This window comes from Streptomyces sp. NPDC006259, assembly GCF_042870975.1.
GTDB lineage: Bacteria > Actinomycetota > Actinomycetes > Streptomycetales > Streptomycetaceae > Streptomyces.
In genome coordinates, this window is the sequence record NZ_JBIAHY010000002.1 from 1,192,066 (window position 1) to 1,213,066 (window position 21,001).

Here is a 21,001-nt window from a genome sequence, read left to right on the forward strand (position 1 = left end):
GGGCTCAACCTTCGGGATGGCGGGCGGTCCGGGTGCGCTGCTCGTAGGCCGCGCGGACCGACCGGTCGGACAGGGCGGCGAGCTGGTCGGGGACAAGGAAGTGATGCAGGGTGTCGCGGGCCCGGCCCGGCAGCACCGCGGCCAACCGGGTCAGGGCGGCCACCTGGCGTGGCACGAAGACCTCGAACCGCGGGCGCAGCACGACGTCGAGCACCGCGTCGGCCACCTGATCCGTCGTCAGGCGTCGGGTGGGGCCGGTCGCCGTGCCCACGGCCAGTTCGGTGTCCACGACGCCGGGCATCACCAGGGACACGTGCACGCCGGTGCCGCGCAGTTCGGCGCGGACGGCTGTGCTGTAGCCGTGGAGGGCGTGCTTCGTCGCCGCGTAGGTCGCCTCGCCGGCCGGGGCGACCTTGCTGGCGGCGGAGGCGATGTTCACCACGTGGCCGCGACCGCGTTTCCGCATCCCCGGGATCACGAGTTTCATCCCGCGCAGCACGCCGTGGACGTTGACGTCGAACTGGCGCAGGGCGGCTTCCTCCGGTTCCTCCGCGAAGGGGCCCACCCACATGATTCCGGCGTTGTTGATCAGTACGTCGATCGGCCCGAGCCGGGTCTCCACGGTGTGCAGGAAGTCTTCGAAGGACGGTGTGTCGGTGACGTCCAGAGGCAGCCCGAGCTCGCACGGTTCGGCGCGCTGCTCGCCGGATTCCCCACCTCGGTCCCGGGGGTCACCGTCAACCGGCTGTGCGGGTCCTCGGTCGAGGCCGTCATCCAGGCGTCACGAGCCGTCGAGGCAGGAGACGCCGACATCGTTCTCGCGGGCGGCGTGGAATCGATGAGCCGTGCACCCTACGTCGTCGAGAAGAGCACCAAGCCCTTCCCCGCGGGCAACCAGACGATGTGGAACACGTCGATCGGATGGCGCATGGTCAACCCTCGCCTGCCGCAGGAATGGACGATCTCCAACGGCGAGACTGCCGAGAAGCTTGCAGGAATCCACCGGATCTCACGGGAGGAGCAGGACGCCTTCGCGGCGCGCAGCCATCGCCTGGCCGCCCGAGCCTGGGCGGACGGCATCTTCGACCGCGAGATCGTCCAGGTCGACGGCCACCACCTCGCCCGCGACGAAAGCATCCGCGACGAGTCCACCGTCGAGGTGCTCGCCGGCCTGCGCCCGGCGTTCTCCGCGAGCGGCACGGTGACCGCCGGGAACTCGTCGCCCATCAATGACGGCGCCTCCGCCGTGCTCGTCACACGCGAGGGCGTGCTCGACGGCGAACCCCTCGCCCGCATCGCCGGCCGCGCGGCGTTCGGCAACGACCCCGACGTCTTCGGAGTCGCTCCCGTCGAGGCGGCCAACCGCGCACTCGCCCGTGCCGGGCGCACATGGGCCGACGTCGACCTGGTCGAGCTGAACGAAGCCTTCGCGGCGCAGTCGCTCGCCTGTCTGCGGCTGTGGAGCGGCCTCGACCCGAAGAAGGTGAACGGGCACGGAGGGGCGATCGCGATGGGGCACCCGCTCGGAGCGTCCGGGGGGCGCATCATCGGTCGCGCGGCCCACGAACTCGCCCGCCGGGGCGGTGGTATCGCAGTCGTGGCCATCTGCATCGGCGTCGGCCAAGGTCTAGCTGTCGTGCTCGAGAGGTGAAGGGCGGCGGACCGGGTGGGGGAGGAGGCGTTGACCCGGGAGACCACAGCCCCCGGCGGGGAGTCGCCGGATTCGTCCTGTCCTCGCGACCGGGCGTCGTCATCAACCTCTCGCCCCCTCCGAGACTGGCCAGCCGATGCGGTACTCCCCGGTATTCCTCCCAGAACCCCCATACCGCACATACGTGCCTGGATCTCAGGCAGCGTAGAACGCGTGCGGTCCTTCCCATGAGGGTCGGCGAGGTTGCGTTCGCCTCTGTCCGGCCGAGGTCGCCGTTGGTCCGTCGTGCCACCCCCGGCTTTTCGGGCTTCCTCGACATTCTCCGGGCGACCGGCCGCTGTGGCAGAGAGCATCGACTTGTTGGGGTTGCGAGAGGCCTGCCGTTGGATGCCGGTGTGCACGAGACTTGAGGCGACCGAGTGAGCTGTTTCAGAGTGGCCACTGATCGGGTGACACCGGCAGTGTGCGCACCGCACGAGGCTCCCGTGCCGTTGGGGGAGGTGTTCGAAGTCTCAACCCACAGGCGCAGGAGCCGCGTTGGTTCCGTATTCTGCCGCACTCGACCTGGACACCTGCCCGCCTGAGCGGGCCGTCGGCCTGGGCCAGCGGGCGCGCGCCGTGCTGGCCCGGCCCCTGCCGCCGACGATGTCGACCAGGCCCTGCCCGCCGTCCTCGGTCCCAGTTCCAGCCTCGATCAGGCCAGTGGCCGGGCTGAGTCGCTCGCGTCCTGGCTGCGGGTGTGGCGCTGGTCGCCGGTGCTGCCCGCGCCGCTGCTCACTGGCTTCGCGCCGCTGCTGGCGGCGCTGCGCCGGCTCAAGCGGGCCGGCCCGTCCGACCCGCGGACCGTCGCCCGCCCGGCGTTGCGCCATCACACCGCCGTCGCCCTGGAGGACCTGCGGGAGCTGAGGGCCGCGGCCGGTCCTGCTCGCGGCCGCCGCGGTCCCCGCCGATGCCCCGGGCGCGGGTGCCGACGGCTGCGCGATGGTGCTGCAGCGCCTGGTGCGGGCCTCGCCCGCCGCCTGGACGGCCGATGTCCCCGCGGTGCTCGCCGCGCTGGTCCGGCCGGAGTTCGGCGTGTTCAACCTCGCCGGTGCCGCGACCGTCGCGCGCCGCTCTGATGCGTTTCCCTCCGGTCCGGCCGAGGCTGTCCTCGCCGCTCCCGCGCTGAGCCGCGGCCTGCCGGCCTCGGCCAGCCCTCATGCACCCTCAGGCCATCCGCGTCCCCGTCGGCGGCCGCATAGTGCATCGCCGTCCGCTCCGACCGATCCCGATCTGTCATGCCGACCATCCCCACCCGGCTTGACCAAACAGATAGGGGCACCCCCCAGTGTTGGCGCGCTCTCGTCCCTTGCGTGAACCATCCCCGTAGGGATTGCCGTGTGTTCCCGCGGGGGCAATGTTCACGTGCTTGGACTGGTGATGTGCACCCCTGGTCACGACGCACAGCCTGTTCAGCTTCACGGGGTGCCTACAGGCACCGGGGGCGGCATGAAGTCTTCCCGCCGTGCCCCACAGCAGCTCCAGGGCTTCGGCGATCTCGTCGTCCGCCACCGAGGCCAGCGGCCGGCCACCGCCGAGCTGCTCGGCGGTGTCTGCCCTGACGGCCGCCTGCACAGGTGCAGCTTGTCGTCACCGTTCCGTCACAAGTAGTCGCCGCACGGAACTCTGCCGCTCTCCCGCCCTATCTGCACTCACGTACCACGCGTACCGCGGGGCAACAACCGACGACCGAAACCCGCGGACGAGACGACTCAGGGGGATAACAGCATGCGTCACAGCAACGGCATTCGCAGGGCGGCTCTGGCGACGACGGCGGTCACGGCCGTCGCGGCGGCGGTGACCGGCATCCTGCCCGGCACCGCCATGGCGGCGAGCACCACCACCTCCACCCCGCCGCCCGCCTGCCGGGCCTCCGCTCTCCAGGTCAGTGCCTGGCAGGCCGCCCACCCGCCCGTCGGGACCGGGACCGGGGCGGCGGTCGTGCAGTTCACCAACGTCTCCGGGAGGACGTGCGTCCTGAAGGGCCACCCGACGGTCGCGGGCGCCGGCAACGGCTCCCCCTCCCACAACACCCCGCTCAAGGTCACTCCCACCGGCAGGGCGGCCACCGTGACGGTCCGGCCGCACGGCAAGGCGTGGGTGAAGCTGACCTTCGTCCAGGTCCAGGGCGAGAGTGACGGCTACTGCGTGTCGGGCAAGACCCCGAAGGCGTATCCGACGATGGTCATCGGGCTGCCGCACTCCGGGAAGCACCAGGTCGCCCTGAACGACGGGGTATGGGCCGAGTGCGACAACAAGGTGACCGTCACCCCGGTCTCGGCGGTCAAGCCTTCCTGACCCCCGCCCCACAAATCGAGCAGCCTGCATGACGATAGCAAGGCTCTGACCTGGACGTTTACGAGGACCTGCACATAAGTGCAGGTCAGCGACTCAGCGCACCTTCGGTGCGCTGAGTCGCTGACCTGCGGTGACTAAATTCCGATGACACAAACTCGCATCCGTCAAAGTCCGATGGCCAACGGTCAAGATGTGGCACGGGACCGTGCGCTCCTCCTGTGTCCTCTAACACTGGAGTAGGACCGTTTGACATCGAAGTTGGACCGCTGACCTTGCGCTGACGAGCCGGTGACCGGCAGCCGTTGTTCCGACTCTGCGTTCGGGCCAGCCACGTGTCCACCATGACGTCGGATGCCGTCAGCACCGTGGAATGCGACCCCTCGGCGCCGTGAGGGGCCGGGCGGCGTGGGTTCCTTCGACGCGCCGGGGCTATGAGCCGCGGTGGATGCACATGAGCTGGTCTTGGATGCCGGTCTTGTCGCGGTAGGCGACGATGACCGGTCCCTGGGCGCTGTAGTGGTTGGGCAGGCTGGTGTCGTGCTCCAGGTGCTGCCGTTGCAGCGGGTCCACCAGAGTTTGCCGTCGGAGCCGCCGCGGTGGACGGAATAGAGGTGGTTGTTGAAGGCGGCCAGGGCGGGGCCTTCGGCGCTGGCGTGGCCGGTGCGCGCCGAGGGATACGACATCCGGAACGAGGACGTGGCCCGCCTCTCCCCGCTCAAGGACCATCCAGGCCATCTCCAGGCACATCTCTCTCGGTCGAAACGGTCCTGAGTGCAGCGCGTTGGTGGCAGAGTGCAGACCTGGCCATCCAAATAGGGGTGTGGGATGCGGCGTTCCGTGCGGTGGTTGGTAACCGCGGTTGTGATCGTGATGACGTTCGGGTCGTGTCTGTGGGCGGGGCACGGGTTGTCCTGGGATTGGCTGCCGGACGGCGAGGCGGAGCGGTGGGGGGTAGCTGCCGCGTTCGCCACGGTGGTGGCCGGTGCAGTGGGGGCACCGCTTGGCTGGTGGGCCGGCCGTGAACGCCCTGCCCGACCGGTGCCGGTCCTGGAGGGCGACCGGGTGCTCCGAGCCCGCGCGGTCGACAGTGGCGAGGTGGACCAAGCTGCCGGCAGTCGTGGCCCGGACGGAGTAGCGGTGAAGGGCCGAGTGGAGATGGACGCCGAGGCATCGGGCAACGGCAGGATCCGGCAGACCGGCGGTGACGACACCGCCGGTGGCGCCTGAATCGACGATAGTGCCTGATCTGACAGAGGGGCGGGGCTGCCCTGAGGGTGCCCGCGGACCGAGAGGGCGACCGGATTCATGTGGAGTGGAAAGGGAGGCGGTCGGCGTGTCCGACAGAACGCCAAGGCTTCGGGCCGCGCCCAGGTAATCCAAGTGGCGGGGGACTACGTCACGAACGCACCGCATCCCCTAGCCGAGCCCCGGCGAAGCCTCGCGTACGGCGTCGAGGTAGCGCTCGGGATCTGCGCGGTCGCGGCCCTGCCGCTCGGCAGCCTTCTGGGTCTCCCCCTCGGATGGAGCGTCCTCGCTGCACTGATGCCAGCAGGGGCTGGCTTGGCGGTGGCGCTTTCGGCGCGGAGGCGGGTGGACCACACCGACGAACCGGACTACTGGGTGTCCGCGTTGGCGGCCGAGGTAACAGCGGTGGAGACAGCGCAGCGGGTGCAGTTAACCGGCGAGGGGGCTCACCGGATTAACCTGTCGTACCGAGTGGTGCGGGCTGGTCGGGACGACGCCTCCGCCGTCGGCGCCAATGGGCGATTGGCCGGCGTCCTCACGCTCTACCGGGCGTTGTCGCCCCAGCGGCTTGTCATCACGGGGGTGGCGGGTTCAGGTAAGACGGCAGTGGCAACGGAGTTGTTACTTGGCCTGGTGGACGCCGATCCGGACGGTCCGGTGCCCGTCAGGATCAGCCTGACGTCTTGGGACACCACCACTCCCTTCGAGGAGTGGCTCGCGCAGGAGGTCCGCTCACAGCTCCCGCCCAAGGTCCTCTCCCTGAGGACCGCCCACCGGCTGGTGACGCGCCGTCACGTTCTTCCGGTACTTGACGGACTCGACGAGATGGACACAGGCTTCGCCGCGCCGCTGCGTCCCCGTGCGGCCATGGCGGTGGAGGCCATCAACCTCTACCAGGACGCCCGCGGTCTGGCGGCGCTCATCGTGACGTGCCGGTCGGACGCATACGCCGAACTCGCCGCGGCGGGGATCCGCGTCCGGGGCGCCGCGCACATCACCCTGGAATCGCTCACCCTGGGCCAGGCGCGCGTCTACTTGAAATCCCGGGGGGCGGATCTGCGCCGGTGGGAGCCCCTTCTGCGGTTGCGGCGGCGCACGGAGAGCGAGCCGCCCCTCTTCTCCGTCCTGTCGACGCCTTGGCTCCTCAACCTTGCGCTGACCGCGTATGAGGAGAGGGATTCACGGACCCTGGCGCATTCAAGAGATCCCTCCGAACTGCTGCGGTTCTCCGACGCGAACGCCCTGCGGGACCACCTTTTATCCCTGTATATCCCTGCCCTCACCCGCCAGCACCCGTCGGCTCCGGACCGCTACGACGCGCGGGACGTCCACAGGTGGCTCTCGGTGCTGTCCCTCCATCTACACGGCCCCACCTCCGGCGGACAGGACGGACACCGGTCCGGCATCCTTCTGCACGAACTGTGGCCGTCGGCGGGTCAGCGACTGGTGAGGAGCATCGACCTGATCCTGACCGCCTCCCACGCGGCAGTGGCTATCTGGCTGTACTTCCGGGCCTTCGGGGATCAAATGATCCCTTACAGCACTACTTTTGCTCTGCTGGTGCTCACCCTGTTGCTGCTGGTGCGGTCCGCCAGGAACGGGTCGCCCGCGCCTTTGGTCCCTCCCAAGATCCGCAGCTGGCCCCTGGCGACCCGACGGATGTCGAGGAAGGTGTTTGCCAAAGGAGCCACGCTGGGGGCCTCGCTGGGATTCGCCTACTTATCGTGGAAGTACGCAGCGGACGAGTACGGGCTCCTCATCTCGGTAGTCGGAGCGGCATGGTGGGGTGTCACGTTCGGTGCGGTGGGGGTATGGGCGTGGGGCAAAGAGCGGCAGGAGAGCGAAGGACAGCGGCGTCTCACCGACCCGTGGAAGCCCTTGGTCTTCGAAACCGTGTTGGTCCTCGCGGCCAGCATGCTCGCTTCGCTCGCCCTTGTTCTCTTTGGAGGCGTGACTGCCGCTTTCTTCATCGTCCTGTGTCAGTTGGGTTCATGTGTCGGAAGGCGGTTCCTCGTCTTCCTCTTCTGTGCGTGGGCACGACGGCTTCTCCCGGCCGAAGTGGTGGTCTTCCTACGATGGGCGCGGGCGGGAGGGATGCTCCGTCAGTCAGGAGTCGCCTACCGGTTCCGTCACCAGGAGTTGCAGGAGTGGCTGGCCCGCTATCCCCTGCCCCCCAACAAAGGCGCCTGACGAGCTGGCCGGGCCTGGCCAACGGCTCGTGTACGGCAGCAGGTTCGCTTGGTGGCCGGCCGCCGCGTCTTGTGACGTCTGCCGGTCGAGCATGCTGAGCAGGGCGCGAGGCGGGCGATCACCTCCCGACCGAGCGGGTCGTCGACCGTGCCGGGTTCGATCAGCGTGCGCCGCCGGCCGCCGGACTGCGCATCCCGGTACAGCACGTCGCGCTCCACGACCTCGAACAGGGCGTGCAGCAGCGCCTCGTCGCGGGTGTTGCCGCATGCGAGGCCGGTGCTGGTCACGCGCCACACGTCCGGGGTCCAGGCGGGGCGCTGGCCGCGGCGGCGGACCAGGCCGACCGGCAGCAGCGCCTTCGCCCCGGTCACCAGGCCGGTGCCGGCCGCCCAGTCGCACACCACCCTGGCGAGGGCGTCCTTGGGGTACGAGGCGGTAGTCGACAGCGCGGACAGGGGGCAGTCGGGGGCGACCTCGGCAGCGGGGCCGTACGCGGCGACGGGCAGCCGCTGTTCGACGTGCCACAGCTCGATCGCCTCCATCACCGCCGACAGCTTTGCCAGCAGCGCGGTGGCCCCCTTACCCTGCGATGTGCTGAGGGTCCGGGAGGCGGGCCGGATCGCCGTCCACGCCGGCAGCCCGATCACGTCCAGGCCCGTCAGGTCCGCGACCCGGGTGATACCGAACTCCTCAAGGCGCCCGGCCACCACCGCCCATGTCTCCTCCGGTGTCCGGGCCCGTACGGTTCCAGGCAGCGCCACCAGCTGTTCAACGCCCGCCATGGGCCGCCTCCGCCCTCTTCTCGGTCTCTTCCCAGAACCCAGGCACCAGCCGCTTGGCCGCGTCCACCGCGCTCGCCGCCCGGACCAGTCCCCGCGCGAACGCCTCCGCGTCGAACTCCACCTCCGGGCACCGCCACACCCGCAGCAGGAGATCGCGGGCCACCTCGTCACGGACCGCCGCGGTGGAGAACCCGGGCCGCCTACGGCGAGCCCAGACGAGGGCATCGGCGTACCGGGCGACCGCGCGCCGGTCGGCGGCGGTCTCCCGGCCAGCAGCAGCGCCACGGTCTGTTCGTCGCGCAGATCCGGCTTCTGGTGGAACACACGGTCGGCGGTCAGGCACCCGCCGCACGCCCGGGCCAGGCGCGCGGCGAGCGGCAGCCCGGGCCCGCCGTCGGCAGGATGCGAAGCGCACATCGGCACCCACTTCGCCCGCGCCTACATCGTCCCCGTCACCTGACTCCGCGTTAGGGTGTCCGCACTCGGCCCCGGCGCCGCCCTCCCCCCGTGGGGCGCCGCCGGGGCCGAGTGCTGCCCAGGCCTCGCACCCGGCACGGTCACCGCACCCACTCGTACTCGTCGTCCTCTCCATCGACGTCGGGGTCCTCGTCGCTCAGCAAGTCGTTCACCTCGTCCTCGGTGAGCTCACGCGCGAGGAGCAGTTTTCCAGGTCGTCGGCCGGCACCGGCCGGGCCCCGCGTCCGGTGAGCTGGTGGAGCCAGCCCTCGGCCCAGTGCGCCTGGTCGACCAGCCGCAGCACCCCCTCGGCCGACGCGGCGCGGCCCGCCTGCTCCTTCGTCGGCAGCAGCGTCGCGGCGGCGGCCGACGACCGCGCGAGCACGCGCTCCCGTTCGCCGTCCTTGCCGATGACCTCCTCGGCGGCGATGGCGCCCTGGAGGTACTTGGCCGCCCACCACCGCCACTCGGTCACCACCGGCGCCGGGACGTCAGCGGCCACGGGCACAGCGTCCAGCAGTTCAGACGCGCGGCCGGCGGCGGCCTTCGCCGCGGCGGACAGCTCCGCCTTCATCCGCTTCTCGTTGGCCTGCCACCACTCCTGGGCACACTTCCAGCACCGCCCCCGCTTCTTCGCCGCCGCCTCCGGCGTCACGGTCTGGCGGCCAGGGCTCTTGGGCGGACCCAGACCTCCGCCCGGGCCGGATCAGACAGCGTGAGGGCCAGCAAGTCCTGGGCGCGGCCGGTGGCGTAGTTGGGGGCGGTGTCGATCCACTGCGCGCCGGAGGCGGCCGCACGGTCGGCCGCCTCCGGGATCGCCCGGCACCGGTAGGTGCCCAGAGCGAGCTCCGCCGTCACAGGAGGCTCCCCACCGTCGCGGCCTGCCCGGCAACGAGCTCCGCTGAAGGGGCTGACGGTGTAGGACGGCCAAGGCGACAGCTCCGCGATCCGGACCGCCGAAGCCTGCACGTGCTACGGGCCGGGTAGCAGGCGTTCGCTCTGGTCCCATGGAATGCGAGCAGTGTCCCAAAAGCGGTTGCTTTCGGCGTGCCATCGGATGGTGCCCGCGAGCCAATCGGCGAGGCCAGTGAGATAGTCCTCAAGCTGGCCCCACTCGCTGTCGTCGGTACCGTAGAGGGGGCGGGCGCAGCGGAGGTCATCGCAGGCGGTGAAGAAGTCGCTGATCGCTTCCTCGGTCATGGACGTCGCAGTCGCCAGGGCCTGTTCCCACGTGCCGCCGCGGGATAGGAACAGGACGACGACCAGGTTAACGGGGTCGTTGTTGTTGTGATCTTTGGGCAGAGACCACAAGTCGTTGTCCCAGCCAGTGATGTTGGCGGCTTGGAGTCGGATGTCGAGGTTGAGATCGCTGTCGGCGATGACCGGGACCACTTCGTGACCGAGTTCGATGAGGTCGAGGCTCATCTGGGTGCCTGAGTGCTGGCGGCGACGCCGGATGTAGGCCTGCAGGCCGGCGTTCCCCTCCTCAGGGTGAGCACGGTGATGGCGGGTCTGCAGGGCGCAGGCCAGTGCCGTGCGGAAGTGGCTGGCAATTTGGGCGCGCCAGTGCGGAGATTGAGTCGGCGCCATGCGGCACAGGTCGGCCATCGCGCGGGTCATTGGTTGCGTCGGTCTGGGCGCGTGCAGGTAGATCGGCATCTGAGCGAGTAGGTCGTGTGCGAGGTCGAGCATCGCCTCGTCGCTGCCTTGCTGTTCGTCGATGACGTCGTTGACGAGCCACATCAGGGCGTTCCACGCGGCGGCCACTTCCAAGTCGGCGGCACGTGGATGACAAGAGGCGGAGAAGCGGCCGAATTGTGCATGTGCGAAGCGCCGCGCGGCGCATTCATCGTCCAGCAGGTGCAGGTCGGTAGCCCACCGGGCCAGCTGTTCCTCGATCCGATCTGCACCCGGATGTATCACGCTCGGAACAGGAAACTGCAGTTCGGGCAGCGGAAGGGTGGTGGGCAGCTCGGGCAGCGTGATCATGAGATCCTCACGGTGGCGATGTCGGCGAGTTGACGCAAAGCGGTGGTCACATGGCCTGGTAGAGCGCTGCATGTCAGGGCCCGCTGCCCCTGGGCGCAACGCTCCTTGATCATCTTCTCGATTGACTCGCGGGCTCCGGTGACGGTCAGGACTTCGCGCACGTGGGCTGCTCCGTCCTCGTCCAGGTCAGCTGCGCCGATCAGGGCGCGCAGCAGGTCTTGCTGGGTCCGGTTGGCTCGCGTCAGGGCGAGGGCAACCAGAGCGGTGGCTTTGCCCACGCGTAGGTCGTCAAGAACGGCTTTGCCCGTCACGGCCGGGTCGCCGAAGACGCCCAGCAGGTCGTCACGGAGCTGGAAGGCTTCCCCGAGCGGTACGCCGAAGGCGCAGAGGACCGTCAGCAGCTCCTCGTCGGCGCCTGCCAGCGCGGCGCCCAGGTGCAGGGGACGCTCCACGGTGTACTTGGCGCTCTTGTAGCGGTCGATGACCAAGGCCGCGTCAATGTCGCTTGTGGGCCGGCCGGTGGCCACGAGGTCGAGGTACTGGCCGAACATCAGCTCTGTGCGCATGGTGCTCACCACTGTGGCGGCGCCATTGAGCTGAGCTGCGCTAGGACCGTGTCCTACATGGTCTGTTGGTCGTTGGTTCGGTCATGGGGAGTGGGCGGTGGGGATGGATCGTTCCGGACGGGCTGCGGGAGTTGGCGAGCCCGTTACTGCCGCCTGCACGGGTTCGGCCGCAGGGCGGCGGAGTCGCGAACATCGATGATGAGGCGGTCTTCGCCGCGATCATCTACGTGCTCGTCAGCGGCTGCGCCTGGCGGGCTATGCCGCCCTGCTTCGGAGCATCGAAATGGACCCCTCACCTGCGGCGATGGCTCTGGGGCAAGCACATCGGCGTCCGCATCGCCCGCAAGGGCATCGAGTCCAGCGAAGGACTCGGCCGCCGAAGGTAGGGTCATCGAACGCACCATGTCCTGGCTGACCGGCTACCGCCGACTCAACTACCGCTACGAGCGCAATCCGGCCAACTACCTGGCCTTCCTCGGCCTCGCTGCAGCTCTCTGCGGCTACAAACGGCTCCTCAAAATGACCATGTAGGACATGGTCTAAGGCCTGCGGTGTGCAGGATTTCGTCGGACCAGGACAGCGCGAGGTCGCCGAGGAGGATGGCAGCGTTGGTGCCCAGCCGGGCGGCATGGGGATGGTCCGCGTGACGGGCAGCGAGGGCCTTGTGCGCGCTGGAGCGTCCGCGGCGGGTGATGCTGCCGTCCATGACGTCGTCGTGAATGAGGGCAGAGGCGTGGAACATCTCCAGCGACGCGGCTGTCCGCAGCACTGGGGCCATGTCGCCACTGCCGCCGGCCGCGTGCCAACCGATCACACACAGCACGGGGCGGATGCGTTTCCCGCCGGTCAGGATGAGGTCCCGCAGGACCTCAGTGACCTCGGCCGGAAAACCCTCTGCGGCGGCACTACGGGCCTTGGCGTCCAAGAAGCGGTTGAGATGGGCATCGACACCACGGTGAACAGTAGGCAGGTCGATCCGGCTGGCCTTCGGGACTTGGGGGGTCGCAGGCACCGAGGGCCACCTCCTAGGGGTACCGGTAGCAGCGGCGAAAGTTCCAACCAGCGAGCCCGGTGGTGCCGCCCGGTACCAGCTCGGAAGTACTGTTGCCCGCGGTGCGACGCAACCGACGTGCGGGGGTGCCGTCGCGATTTCTACCTTGGGCACTGCGTCCAGCGACGACCGGCAGAGTCCCTCACCTCCCCGTCATCAGTCCGCCCGAGACCGACTAACCCAGAGGTCCGTCCTCGGTCCATCTTCCTCCCCGGCTCGATGTTCCCACCGCAATAGACCATGACAGGTCCTGTGCAGCGAACCAGGGGAGCAGACTCAAACCCCACGATCGCAGCAAGATTCAATGCAAAGGCCCGGCGTCAGTTGGCTCCTGCACGGCCGTTTTCAAGAGTTGCCATCAACACAGGGCTTTCCGAGTGGCAGGGCAAGTCCGGGCGGGTGATGGTGGTGTCAAGGGGCGGTGACCCCGGAGGCAGCGCCACGTCGCTGCTCCGCTCGTCGGACGTGCGCGGCCGCGGCGAACTGGCGCCAATGGCCGCACACACCGTAAGCACCCCATGGAGGTTTCCTGTGGTGTCTCTTCGCCTGCTCACCGGCGCGGCCGGTACCGCGCTCGTCCTCGCGCTCTCGGCCACAGCGGTACACGCCACGCCAGCGGTCGCGGCAGACAACTGTGCCAAAGCGCTCGCGGTCGCCGAGAAAACACAGAAGGACTACGACTCCTGGCTGAAGTGGTACAACGGCTTGATCGCTCAGGGCGGCCACCCCGGCATCGCGGAGCAGCAGGCCCTGGCCGACGCGAAGGCCGACCGCGACAGGACGGCCTCCCAAGCCCAACGCATCTGCGGCCCATGACCCCATGCCTTCGCGACCGCTGACGGAACGCGAGGAGAAAAGCAGCGTCGCCATCGCCTCGAACGAGTCGTTCGGCAAAGCGCACATGTTCCGCCGAACCCGTGCGAGGTGGTGCCGAAACCTCACGGGTTCGACCTGCGTGCGGCCCGGAAGTCTTGGTACTCGTCGCAGACGACACCATCGTTGACCCAGCGTTGGGGGTCCGCGGTGAGTTCTTGCTCTGCCAGGTGCAGGGCTTCCTCGGGAGTGGGCAGGACGGCGATCTCCCGTCCCCAAGTCTCTTCGTCGGGGTCCAGGGGCGGGAATTCGGTGATATCGAGGAAGGTGTCGGTGCCGACGTCCTCAACCTCGTTCAGGTAGATGGTGACGCCCGTGCGGCCGGGGCTGATGGCGATCCAGCGGAGCCCGTGCCGGCCGTCGGTTTCGGTGGCGCCGAGGAACTGCTCGATCTGCTTCCCGCGCCGGAGAGCACCGAGGGCGAAGGCGGGGGTGAGGTGTCGCATGTCAGTTCCTTTGCTGGTGCTGGTCGGGCAGGCCACCCGGGTCGACGTGGTCGGCGAGGTAGATCATGACGCCTTCGGGGTCCATGCCGAGAGCTGCGGCGACGAGCTTGGGGTCAAGGGTGTTCACCAGCTCGGCGAGCCGGGTGCTCCGCAGGGTCCGCGGTGGGACGCCACAGGGGTCGAGCACGTGGCTGACATAGGCGGTCGAGGCTGCTGCCTGGCCGGATTTGGTGATCTTGGTGACGATCACGTGGAGGTTGTCGGTGTGCTGGCTCTCGCGGTGGGCCAGGCATCGTTGAAGCACCGACCAGCTGGCCGGGTCCATGGGCACCGGATGCGGCCGTTTGTCCAGCCGGACGGTGCGGTTGGCGGGGTCGAGGTCGTCCACGCACAGGAATCGGACCTCACTGCTGGAGGCCGCGTGGAGGAGGGCCAGGATTCCGAGCGGCCCGGTGGTTCGCGATGTTCCTTCGCACCCTGCCCGGCGAGTCCTGTCCACGGACCACGAGGCGTCACCGGAGGGCAAGCGCAACCACGCGTTCTACCGGAGTCTGGGCTTCCTGACCTACGAGGAAAAGGAGATGGCGGGCTTCGGACTGCCCAGGAACCGCCCAGACCTGCGTGACATGGCGCCATAAAACGAGATTCGTACGTGGCCTGAACCGCAACCGGTCTCCCTTCCGGTCGACCTCTGCCACTACTCCCACCTACGACGGCCAGCCGCCCTGACGGGCGGCTGGCCGTCCCGCATCTCCAGACACAACAGTGCCGTCGTTTGTCGGTTCTGGCAAAGATCTTGGGGAGCGGTCGCGGAGCGTAGCAATGCGTTCGATTCCGAGGATTCGGGATTGGTCTGTCAGACGAAGATCTGAGCCTCGGCTGCCGATATCGTGCGAGGCATGATCAACTCGCATGCAGACCTCGACGATGTCGGGGTAGCCATAGTTGCGGCACGTGCCGGTGCGGACGTAGTGCGCGACCTGTACGGCCAGCGGCTCTCCCGCACGGAGAAGGGTGCCGGGGACTTCGCCACCGCAGCTGATGTCGATGCCGAGGAGATGATTCTCAGCATCATCCACGCTGCCCGGCCCGATGACGGTGTGCTTGGGGAGGAAGGCGGACAGCAGGGTGCCGCAGGGGCCGCGCGCCAGTGGTTGGTGGATCCCCTGTGCGGCACGCTCAACTACGCTGTCGGCAATATGCTCGTGGCCGTCAACGTGGCGCTGCGCAGCGGTGCGGCTGCAGTGGCCGATCCGTTCAGTGGAGAGGTCTTCTTCACCGATGGTGTGACTGCCTGGGTGCGACACAATGGTGTCGACGCCCAGCTGGCGCCGTCGTCTGCCACCCGACTCGTGGATGTCAATCTGGATCCGCCGTTCCCCAGCGCACCCGGCTTCCGGACTGTGGACTTGCTGGCCCAGCACCAGTTCGTGGAACGGTTCCGGCCGCGGGTCGTGTCGACGACTCTGGCGTTGGCCTGGGTTGCCGCCGGCAAGCGTGCCGCGTACGTCACGGATGGCATCGACCTGGTGGGGAGCGTGCATTTCGCTGCCGGCATCACTCTGTGCCAGGCAGCTGGCTGCGTAGTCACCGGGATCGACGGCGCCCCCATTGGACAGGCAGGCCGCGGACTTGTAGCGGCCGCCGACGACGAGAGCCACCAGCTGCTGATGTCGATGATCCGGGGCTGAAGCTGCGCAACAGAGACAGCAACTGCGGAGCGATTGCGGAGGGTTACTGAAGGACGATCATCTTGCGTAGAAGTTCGAATCCGGCTCGCCCGTAGAGTTGCCTCTTGATCTTCCTGATGCGGTTGACGGCGCCCTCGATGCTGCCGGAGTTCCAGTCCAGGGTGAGTCCGGCTGTCACGGCGTGGAGGTCTCGGAGCAGGTGGAGCGCGCAGCCGGTGAGGCCGGGTAGTTGGCTGGCATCAGCTGCGTCAATCCAGGAGCCTGGCACCCAGACAGTCGCTGAGTATCTCGCCGAAGTCGCGGACATGGCCGGCGGCCGTGTCCAGTTCGGGACAGCGGGCCAGGACATCCTTCAGGCCTGTGCGGTCCTCCTCGCTCGGGGCGGTGGGGTGACGGGTGAGCAGCCGGTCACCTGCCGCACCGTCGGTAGCCGGGGTGGCGCACCGTAAGGAGCCGCGCGCAAGGTGGCGATGTGGGCGCGAACCATGGCGTAGGTGACGGGAGCGCGCTCGGCAACCAGCTCGCCGTGCAGCCGCGTGACGCTGGTGCATCCCTCGGCGAACTGTCGCTCCAAGTAGGGCTTGTAGGGGTCCAGCCTGCTGGACCGGGGCCGGTTCTCGCGGATGGTGTCCTGCCAGCGTGCGGCGCTCGCGTACCGGAGCACTTCGCACTCCAGCTGACCCGCGCCTACCCTGCTCGGGCGCTCACCGCCCCCGCTCCTGATCAGCCTGGCCTGGGCGTTAGCCTCAGCGGATGATTCCTCAGCCGCCACCGAAGGTCATCACGCGTCACCGCGACGGGCGGATCCACGCCTACGTCGTGGGCACCGGCGTCTACGGGACGCTGGAGCCGGCAGCGGTGTTCCAGCCGCGGGGTGGTGACGAGGTCGTAGCGTCGGTGGTCCGGCAGGATCTGGAGCGGGTCGTGTACACGACGTTGAACGGAGTCGTCTGCCTCACGCGTGCCGGCGACCTGATGTGGGCCTTGGGCTTCGAGCCGTACTCTGACGTACGCCATGGCCACCGGCCTGGCTGTGCGCTGTCTCAGGACGGCCGGACAGTGTGGGTCTACCGGCCGGACGCGATGGCGGGACGCGGGGGTGGGGACCAGTGGGTGGTGCACGACGCCGATAGTGGTGTGGTTGTCGCCCGCCGGGAGCTGGAGACGGTCGGGCACGGTGCCTTCCACCACGTGCATCCCGTGGACGGCAGCGTCTACCTCGACATTGGTGAGGGCCAGGACGGCTCCGTCATTCTCCGGGGTACGGGCGGGGCGGACAGCGAGCCGGAGTTCGTGACGTACCCGTGGTCGGACCGCTGCCTGATCGACCTGGCGCCGTCAGGGCAGCAGTTCATGACCGTGGACCACGGGCAGGCGGACGTTGCCTTCCACGATCACCCCGACGGGGGCGTGCTCTTCACCCTCCCCGTTGAAGCCTTCGGGTACGACCCGGAGGAGGCCTTCGTGGAATGGAGCGGCGGCTACCTGACCGAGGACACGGCGATCGTCACCCTGGGTGGTGAGAGTCAGGACGAGGAGGAGTGGTTCCGCTACCACCTGGTCGACGTACGCACCGGCACGCTGAGCGGCGAAATCACCGTCGAGGTGGGCAACCCATTCGAGCTGGTTCCCCTGGGTGACGGTTCCTGGCTCACCGGCGGCGCCGGCGGCGACCCCGTCCGTTGGTCCCGCGCTCCGCAGCCGTTCGCACCGCCGCGCCCGGCCGAATCGACCTCTCCCTGCGAAAGGCAGAAGTGATGACGGCGGACACTCGATTGCCACTGATCCCTCAGGCGCCTGAAGGCCTGAGCCGACGAGCCCGCTACTTCGTCGAGGGGCACGGGCTGCGTGTTCCCCGCCGCGACCTCACGCCTTGTCGGGAGGTATGGCTACAACACGGGATACCACCTGCGGAGATCGACCGGGCCGTGGCCTTCCAAGAGCGCTGGGGCGGCATCGCTCTGCCCCCTGCCCCCGCATACGAGGGCGGCCCACGGGTTCTGGAAGCCGATGTGCCCGAAGGCTCGGCCGTGGACGGATGGCGGTTCTCGGCAGGCGGCTGTCGCGTCTCGATGGCCTACGGGTTCATGATCGGGCCGGGAGGCGAGTTCGGGATCGACGCCGACCACTGGACACCGCTGCACGCCAGCACCCAGGGTTGGGTCGAAGCCCTGGCTCTGGCCGCCCATGCGGGTTACTGGGCCAAGACGATCACGAAGATCAAGGGTGGCGCCGTTGAGGAGCTGGACCTCGACGGATTCGAGCCGGTACCTGAAGTCCAGGGACTTGCTGACACCTGGTGGCAGGGCAAGGACTCCCTGATCGCCGTCTACCGCGGCGAAGCCTCGGGCTTTGACGCCCCCCACTGCCTCAGGGCCCATATCTACGGCGGACTCGATGCGTGGGGCCTGGGTGGCACCTGACCCCCGAAGGCCAAGCTCGTCGGTCCCGCCGCTGAGCGTTCGGGTTGGCCGTAACGGCCAAGTAGAGCGCTAGGACCGTGTCCTACATGGTCTGTTGGTCGTTGGTTCGGTCATGGGGAGTGGGCGGTGGGGATGGATCGTTCCGGACGGGCTGTGGGAGTTGGCGAGCCCGTTACTGCCGCCTGCACGGGTTCGGCCGCAGGGCGGCGGAGTCGCGAACATCGATGATGAGGCGGTCTTCGCCGCGATCATCTACGTGCTCGTCAGCGGCTGCGCCTGGCGGGCTATGCCGCCCTGCTTCGGAGCATCGAAATCGACCGTCCACCGCCGCTTCCTCATATGGTCGCGCGCCGGGGTCTGGGGCCGGCTGCACCAGAAGGTTCTCCAACTCCTGGACGAGAGGGGTCTGGTGGACTTGTCCCGTGCGGTCCTCGATTCAGCCCACGTCCGCGCTAAAAAGAGGGGGCGAACTTGCAGGTCCGAGCCCCGTGGACCGGGGTAAGCCAGGTTCCAAGATGCACGTCCTGTCCGACGCGGACGGACTGCCCCTACGCGTCGGACTCTCCGGAGCCAACACCCACGACAGCCTCGCGCTGAAGCCGATGCTGTCCCATTTCCACATGGGACACGAATCCCATGCAGCTGATTCCAAGCCCGTGCGGCTTCATGCCGACAAGGCCTACGACATCCCTCACCTGCGGCGATGGCTCTGGGGCAAGCACATCGGCGTCCGCATCGCCCGCAAGGGCATCGAGTCCAGCGAACGACTCGGCCGCCGAAGGTAGGGTCATCGAACGCACCATGTCCTGGCTGACCGGCTACCGCCGACTCAACCACCGCTACGAGCGCAACCCCGCCAACTACCTGGCCTTCCTCGGCTTCGCTGCAGCTCTCTGCTGCTACAAACGGCTCCTCAAAATGACCATGTAGGACATGGTCTAAAGGCTACTTGGCAACATCCAAAGAAACAGATCCCTCCCTCCGGTAGTGAGGAGAGTCGCATCCGGTGAAAAAGCAAGGGAATTGGCAGAGCCGTCGGGGACGAGTAGAGCCTCGCAGGCGGGCTCCCAGGCAGCCGGGTCCGGCCCCTTCACCCGCCACAGCAGCACCAATCCGTTCCTCCAGCTGGAGGCAAAGAGGGATCCATCTTGAGAAAACGTGACGGCGCCAACCGCGTTATTTGGGCTAGCCCGCAGTGGCTTGGCCCGTTCGCAAGTGACCGGATCCAGTCCTTCAACCCGCCATAGCTGCACAGACCCGTCGGCGTGGCCGGAGGCCAGAAGAGATCCATCCCGTGAGAATGCTACGGAGTTCACACCCTTCTCATCACCAGGCAGCGGGTCACAGGCGAGCTCGCACGTGACCGGGTCCCGCCCGGTCACTCGCCAGATGCGTACGGCAACATCCCCTGGCCGGCTGTACTCGCTCCAGGCGTTGGCGGTTGCCAGAAGACGACCATCCGGTGAGAAAGCCATCGAAGTGACCGCAGAGTACCCTCCATCCAAAAAGTTGACCTGAGATCCCACAACATCCCCAGTGACCGGGTTTCGAAACAGCATTACTCCGTCGATTCCTGCGGTGACCAGCAGAGAACTGTCGGGGGAGTAAGCAGCTGCTATTCCGTTGCCATGGTGCCCTCTGTCCGCTTCTCCCGTGCACTGCAGGGTCATGGCATCCCACAGTCGAACCTGCCCCCAGTTTTCGATCGTTGCAAGGCGTAGTCCATCTGGGGAAAAAGCAACTGTGGATACGCCCACCTCGTGTCCAGATATTTCACCAAGCGATCGGCAAGTGATGGGGTCCCACAGCCACGACACCCCTCCGCTGGAGATCGCCGAGCATGCGGTGGCGATGGCGATGCCATCAGGATGAAAGGCAACAGTACGGTGGAGCGAGCCCCGTCCGTCGTTCAACCTGGCAAGGAGAACAGCTCGGCTTCTGAGGACCGTAAGAAGCGTCTCAGACGCCATACCTTTCTCGGCCAGGACACGCAACTGTGCCACCGTTCGGCTGCGCCGGTAGTCGCGAGAGTGTTCCAGGAGCCCTTCGACGCTTGGGGCCGAGCTGATTGGCGAGGCGGGAGTCCCCGGCGAGGCTGAGCCTGGTGGCACGGCCGACTCTAGCGCGGACACCAGGGCCGTCTCGAGCGCGGATACTAGCGCCTGGGCATCACCGTCCCTCCTCACGGCTGCGGACCCTCGGCACACGGCACGCAGAGCTTCCAAGTTCCCCCACACCTCCCGCCATGGCTTCAGCCGGGGATCCTGGCGCTCAGGAGGGGTGATCTCTTCGCCGTCGTTGTAGGACAGCAGCGTGCGCACCAGCCATAGCAGCCTCTCCATCGTGGAGGGACCACGAAGTCCGGCGAAGATTTCACTCATGGACGGCTTCGAGATTGCCCACTCCTCACCGAGCAGTTCCACGCCGCGGGAGCGGATCCGTTCGTAGGAGGGAGCCTGGCGTGCGCGTTTAAGGGTGGTGAGCGACTGGCCCAGCGTCCGTAGCGCCCCCCCCGATAGGAGTCGCTGTCCCTCTTGTTCTTCATCGTCACGCTGCCGCCCCCTTTCGTCCTCCGTGGAAGGGTAGGCAGTCAGGGCGGAACAGCGGCGAACTCGGCCGAACACAGCGGAACATATATGTATCTTGATCGGACTACACCGGAGTTGTTCGATCTGTGCAGGCCAGCCGCGTGTATGAGGTCACTGTGCTGACATGACGCACATGACACCGCCGCCGGCGGGCCCTTGCCCGGGCGGTTCCCCGCCGGAACCGCCGTTCCTCTCCCTCCACACAACCGTCGTACTGCTTACTGCAGTCGTCATAGGGCTTGTGGTGGGCTGCCTGACTGTTCTGACCGGAGCACCTGTCGCAGGCGCCGTACTCGCCGGGCTGGCCGGATCAGGTTCCGCAGTGCCGGTGCTGCGCTCCCTGATTAGCAGCAACCGATGAATGGCCCCACCCCGCTCGGCAGCTGCGCGTCTCGTGGCACAGCTTGAGCGAAACAGAATCCCGCACAGCACGCCCGGTCCGGCAACGGCTTGTGGCCCCGGGTTCCAGAAGCGCCGCTCACGCTGTGGAAGCTGCGGCTCCAGACGGTCCTACAGCTCATCCGACACGAGCCAGGCGACGTTCCCAGAGCGAGCCAACCGCTCAACGCGCGCACCGGACAGGGCCATCAGGGCCGATCCATCTCATTGTGTTAGCCGTTGTAAGACCTTGGTTGTTCGAGACGGGAACTGCCCGGCAGGGAGGCGTCCTTCGCATGATGTCCGTGGTTTTCCCACAACGGCCCACTCCGCTG

At 67.9% G+C, this 21,001-nt stretch carries 21 protein-coding genes and 4 pseudogenes; 10 read left to right on the forward strand and 15 right to left on the reverse strand.

Annotated elements, in window-relative coordinates; genetic code table 11:
• Positions 1-4: 4 nt before the first annotated feature.
• A complete protein-coding gene (locus tag ACFYO5_RS11115; protein ID WP_388707204.1) occupies positions 5-631 on the reverse strand; it encodes an SDR family NAD(P)-dependent oxidoreductase in 627 nt (208 codons plus the stop codon).
• Here ACFYO5_RS11115 and ACFYO5_RS11120 point away from each other — a divergent pair.
• On the forward strand, positions 521-1,651 hold the full coding sequence (locus ACFYO5_RS11120) for a thiolase family protein (protein ID WP_388707207.1): 1,131 nt from the start codon (positions 521-523) through the stop codon (positions 1,649-1,651). The genes ACFYO5_RS11115 and ACFYO5_RS11120 overlap by 111 nt on opposite strands.
• A 1,500-nt stretch (positions 1,652-3,151) precedes the next feature.
• Here the strand turns inward: ACFYO5_RS11120 and ACFYO5_RS11125 are convergent.
• Positions 3,152-3,241, reverse strand: a pseudogene (locus ACFYO5_RS11125) (integrase/recombinase); the annotation flags it as partial.
• A gap of 177 nt (positions 3,242-3,418) precedes the next feature.
• Between ACFYO5_RS11125 and ACFYO5_RS11130 the strand changes: the two are divergent.
• Positions 3,419-3,988, forward strand: a complete 570-nt coding sequence (locus ACFYO5_RS11130) for a DUF4232 domain-containing protein (protein ID WP_388706914.1) — start codon at positions 3,419-3,421, stop codon at positions 3,986-3,988.
• Positions 3,989-4,417: 429 nt separating this feature from the next.
• Here ACFYO5_RS11130 and ACFYO5_RS11135 read toward each other — a convergent pair whose 3' ends face one another.
• Positions 4,418-4,558 (reverse strand): hypothetical protein, encoded by a 141-nt coding sequence (locus ACFYO5_RS11135; RefSeq protein WP_388706916.1) that lies wholly within the window; start codon positions 4,556-4,558, stop codon positions 4,418-4,420.
• Positions 4,559-5,368: 810 nt separating this feature from the next.
• Between ACFYO5_RS11135 and ACFYO5_RS11140 the strand changes: the two genes are divergently transcribed.
• The gene (locus tag ACFYO5_RS11140; protein WP_388706918.1) at positions 5,369-7,423 is read left to right on the forward strand and encodes an NACHT domain-containing protein; all 2,055 of its coding nucleotides are present in this window, start codon (positions 5,369-5,371) and stop codon (positions 7,421-7,423) included.
• On the opposite strand, the gene ACFYO5_RS11145 is transcribed toward ACFYO5_RS11140, so the two are convergent.
• The 6 genes from ACFYO5_RS11145 to ACFYO5_RS11170 form a co-directional block, all read right to left on the reverse strand.
• Positions 7,393-8,205: a YcaO-like family protein gene (locus tag ACFYO5_RS11145; RefSeq protein ID WP_388706921.1), complete on the reverse strand. Its 813-nt coding sequence runs from the start codon at positions 8,203-8,205 to the stop codon at positions 7,393-7,395. The genes ACFYO5_RS11140 and ACFYO5_RS11145 overlap by 31 nt on opposite strands.
• Positions 8,192-8,368, reverse strand: a complete 177-nt coding sequence (locus tag ACFYO5_RS11150) for a hypothetical protein (protein WP_388706924.1) — start codon at positions 8,366-8,368, stop codon at positions 8,192-8,194. Before ACFYO5_RS11150 ends, ACFYO5_RS11145 begins: the two co-directional genes overlap by 14 nt.
• Before the next feature lie 462 nt (positions 8,369-8,830).
• Positions 8,831-9,316 carry a hypothetical protein gene (locus ACFYO5_RS11155; RefSeq protein WP_388706927.1) on the reverse strand — a complete coding sequence of 162 codons (486 nt, stop codon included), beginning with the start codon at positions 9,314-9,316 and terminating at the stop codon, positions 8,831-8,833.
• Positions 9,313-9,519: a hypothetical protein gene (locus ACFYO5_RS11160; RefSeq protein ID WP_388706929.1), complete on the reverse strand. Its 207-nt coding sequence runs from the start codon at positions 9,517-9,519 to the stop codon at positions 9,313-9,315. The genes ACFYO5_RS11155 and ACFYO5_RS11160 overlap by 4 nt, the downstream gene beginning before the upstream one ends.
• 114 nt (positions 9,520-9,633) lie before the next feature.
• Positions 9,634-10,650 (reverse strand): hypothetical protein, encoded by a 1,017-nt coding sequence (locus tag ACFYO5_RS11165; protein ID WP_388706931.1) that lies wholly within the window; start codon positions 10,648-10,650, stop codon positions 9,634-9,636.
• Positions 10,647-11,228 (reverse strand): polyprenyl synthetase family protein, encoded by a 582-nt coding sequence (locus ACFYO5_RS11170; protein WP_388706933.1) that lies wholly within the window; start codon positions 11,226-11,228, stop codon positions 10,647-10,649. The genes ACFYO5_RS11165 and ACFYO5_RS11170 overlap by 4 nt, the downstream gene beginning before the upstream one ends.
• Before the next feature lie 71 nt (positions 11,229-11,299).
• On the opposite strand from ACFYO5_RS11170, the pseudogene ACFYO5_RS11175 reads away from it, so the two are divergent.
• Positions 11,300-11,458 (forward strand): annotated as a pseudogene (locus tag ACFYO5_RS11175) (IS5/IS1182 family transposase); the annotation flags it as partial.
• A gap of 90 nt (positions 11,459-11,548) precedes the next feature.
• Positions 11,549-11,747, forward strand: a pseudogene (locus tag ACFYO5_RS11180) (transposase); the annotation flags it as partial.
• Here ACFYO5_RS11180 and ACFYO5_RS11185 read toward each other — a convergent pair.
• On the reverse strand, positions 11,731-12,228 hold the full coding sequence (locus tag ACFYO5_RS11185) for a polyprenyl synthetase family protein (RefSeq protein WP_388706935.1): 498 nt from the start codon (positions 12,226-12,228) through the stop codon (positions 11,731-11,733). The pseudogene ACFYO5_RS11180 and the gene ACFYO5_RS11185 overlap by 17 nt on opposite strands.
• Before the next feature lie 573 nt (positions 12,229-12,801).
• On the opposite strand from ACFYO5_RS11185, the gene ACFYO5_RS11190 reads away from it, so the two are divergent.
• Positions 12,802-13,083 (forward strand): hypothetical protein, encoded by a 282-nt coding sequence (locus ACFYO5_RS11190; protein ID WP_388706938.1) that lies wholly within the window; start codon positions 12,802-12,804, stop codon positions 13,081-13,083.
• A gap of 122 nt (positions 13,084-13,205) precedes the next feature.
• Here ACFYO5_RS11190 and ACFYO5_RS11195 read toward each other — a convergent pair whose 3' ends face one another.
• Both ACFYO5_RS11195 and ACFYO5_RS11200 read right to left on the reverse strand, forming a co-directional pair.
• The gene (locus ACFYO5_RS11195; RefSeq protein WP_388706941.1) at positions 13,206-13,586 is read right to left on the reverse strand and encodes a hypothetical protein; all 381 of its coding nucleotides are present in this window, start codon (positions 13,584-13,586) and stop codon (positions 13,206-13,208) included.
• Between the two features lies 1 nt (position 13,587).
• A complete protein-coding gene (locus tag ACFYO5_RS11200) occupies positions 13,588-13,974 on the reverse strand; it encodes a hypothetical protein (RefSeq protein ID WP_388706944.1) in 387 nt (128 codons plus the stop codon).
• 511 nt (positions 13,975-14,485) lie between these two features.
• Here ACFYO5_RS11200 and ACFYO5_RS11205 point away from each other — a divergent pair.
• Positions 14,486-15,277, forward strand: a complete 792-nt coding sequence (locus tag ACFYO5_RS11205; protein WP_388706947.1) for an inositol monophosphatase family protein — start codon at positions 14,486-14,488, stop codon at positions 15,275-15,277.
• Positions 15,278-15,320: 43 nt separating this feature from the next.
• Here the strand turns inward: ACFYO5_RS11205 and ACFYO5_RS11210 are convergent, their stop codons facing one another.
• Positions 15,321-15,455 (reverse strand): hypothetical protein, encoded by a 135-nt coding sequence (locus ACFYO5_RS11210; protein WP_388706949.1) that lies wholly within the window; start codon positions 15,453-15,455, stop codon positions 15,321-15,323.
• A 174-nt stretch (positions 15,456-15,629) separates the two neighbouring features.
• Positions 15,630-15,941 carry a hypothetical protein gene (locus ACFYO5_RS11215; protein WP_388706952.1) on the reverse strand — a complete coding sequence of 104 codons (312 nt, stop codon included), beginning with the start codon at positions 15,939-15,941 and terminating at the stop codon, positions 15,630-15,632.
• A gap of 89 nt (positions 15,942-16,030) precedes the next feature.
• Here ACFYO5_RS11215 and ACFYO5_RS11220 point away from each other — a divergent pair, with 89 nt between their 5' ends.
• The 3 genes and pseudogenes from ACFYO5_RS11220 (at position 16,031) to ACFYO5_RS11230 (ending at position 18,630) form a co-directional block, all read left to right on the forward strand.
• A complete protein-coding gene (locus tag ACFYO5_RS11220; RefSeq protein ID WP_388706955.1) occupies positions 16,031-17,035 on the forward strand; it encodes a hypothetical protein in 1,005 nt (334 codons plus the stop codon).
• On the forward strand, positions 17,035-17,700 hold the full coding sequence (locus ACFYO5_RS11225) for a hypothetical protein (RefSeq protein WP_388706958.1): 666 nt from the start codon (positions 17,035-17,037) through the stop codon (positions 17,698-17,700). Before ACFYO5_RS11220 ends, ACFYO5_RS11225 begins: the two co-directional genes overlap by 1 nt.
• Before the next feature lie 112 nt (positions 17,701-17,812).
• Positions 17,813-18,630 (forward strand): annotated as a pseudogene (locus ACFYO5_RS11230) (IS5 family transposase).
• 8 nt (positions 18,631-18,638) lie between these two features.
• Here ACFYO5_RS11230 and ACFYO5_RS11235 read toward each other — a convergent pair.
• Positions 18,639-20,081 (reverse strand): WD40 repeat domain-containing protein, encoded by a 1,443-nt coding sequence (locus tag ACFYO5_RS11235; RefSeq protein ID WP_388707209.1) that lies wholly within the window; start codon positions 20,079-20,081, stop codon positions 18,639-18,641.
• Between the last annotated feature and the right edge of the window lie 920 nt (positions 20,082-21,001).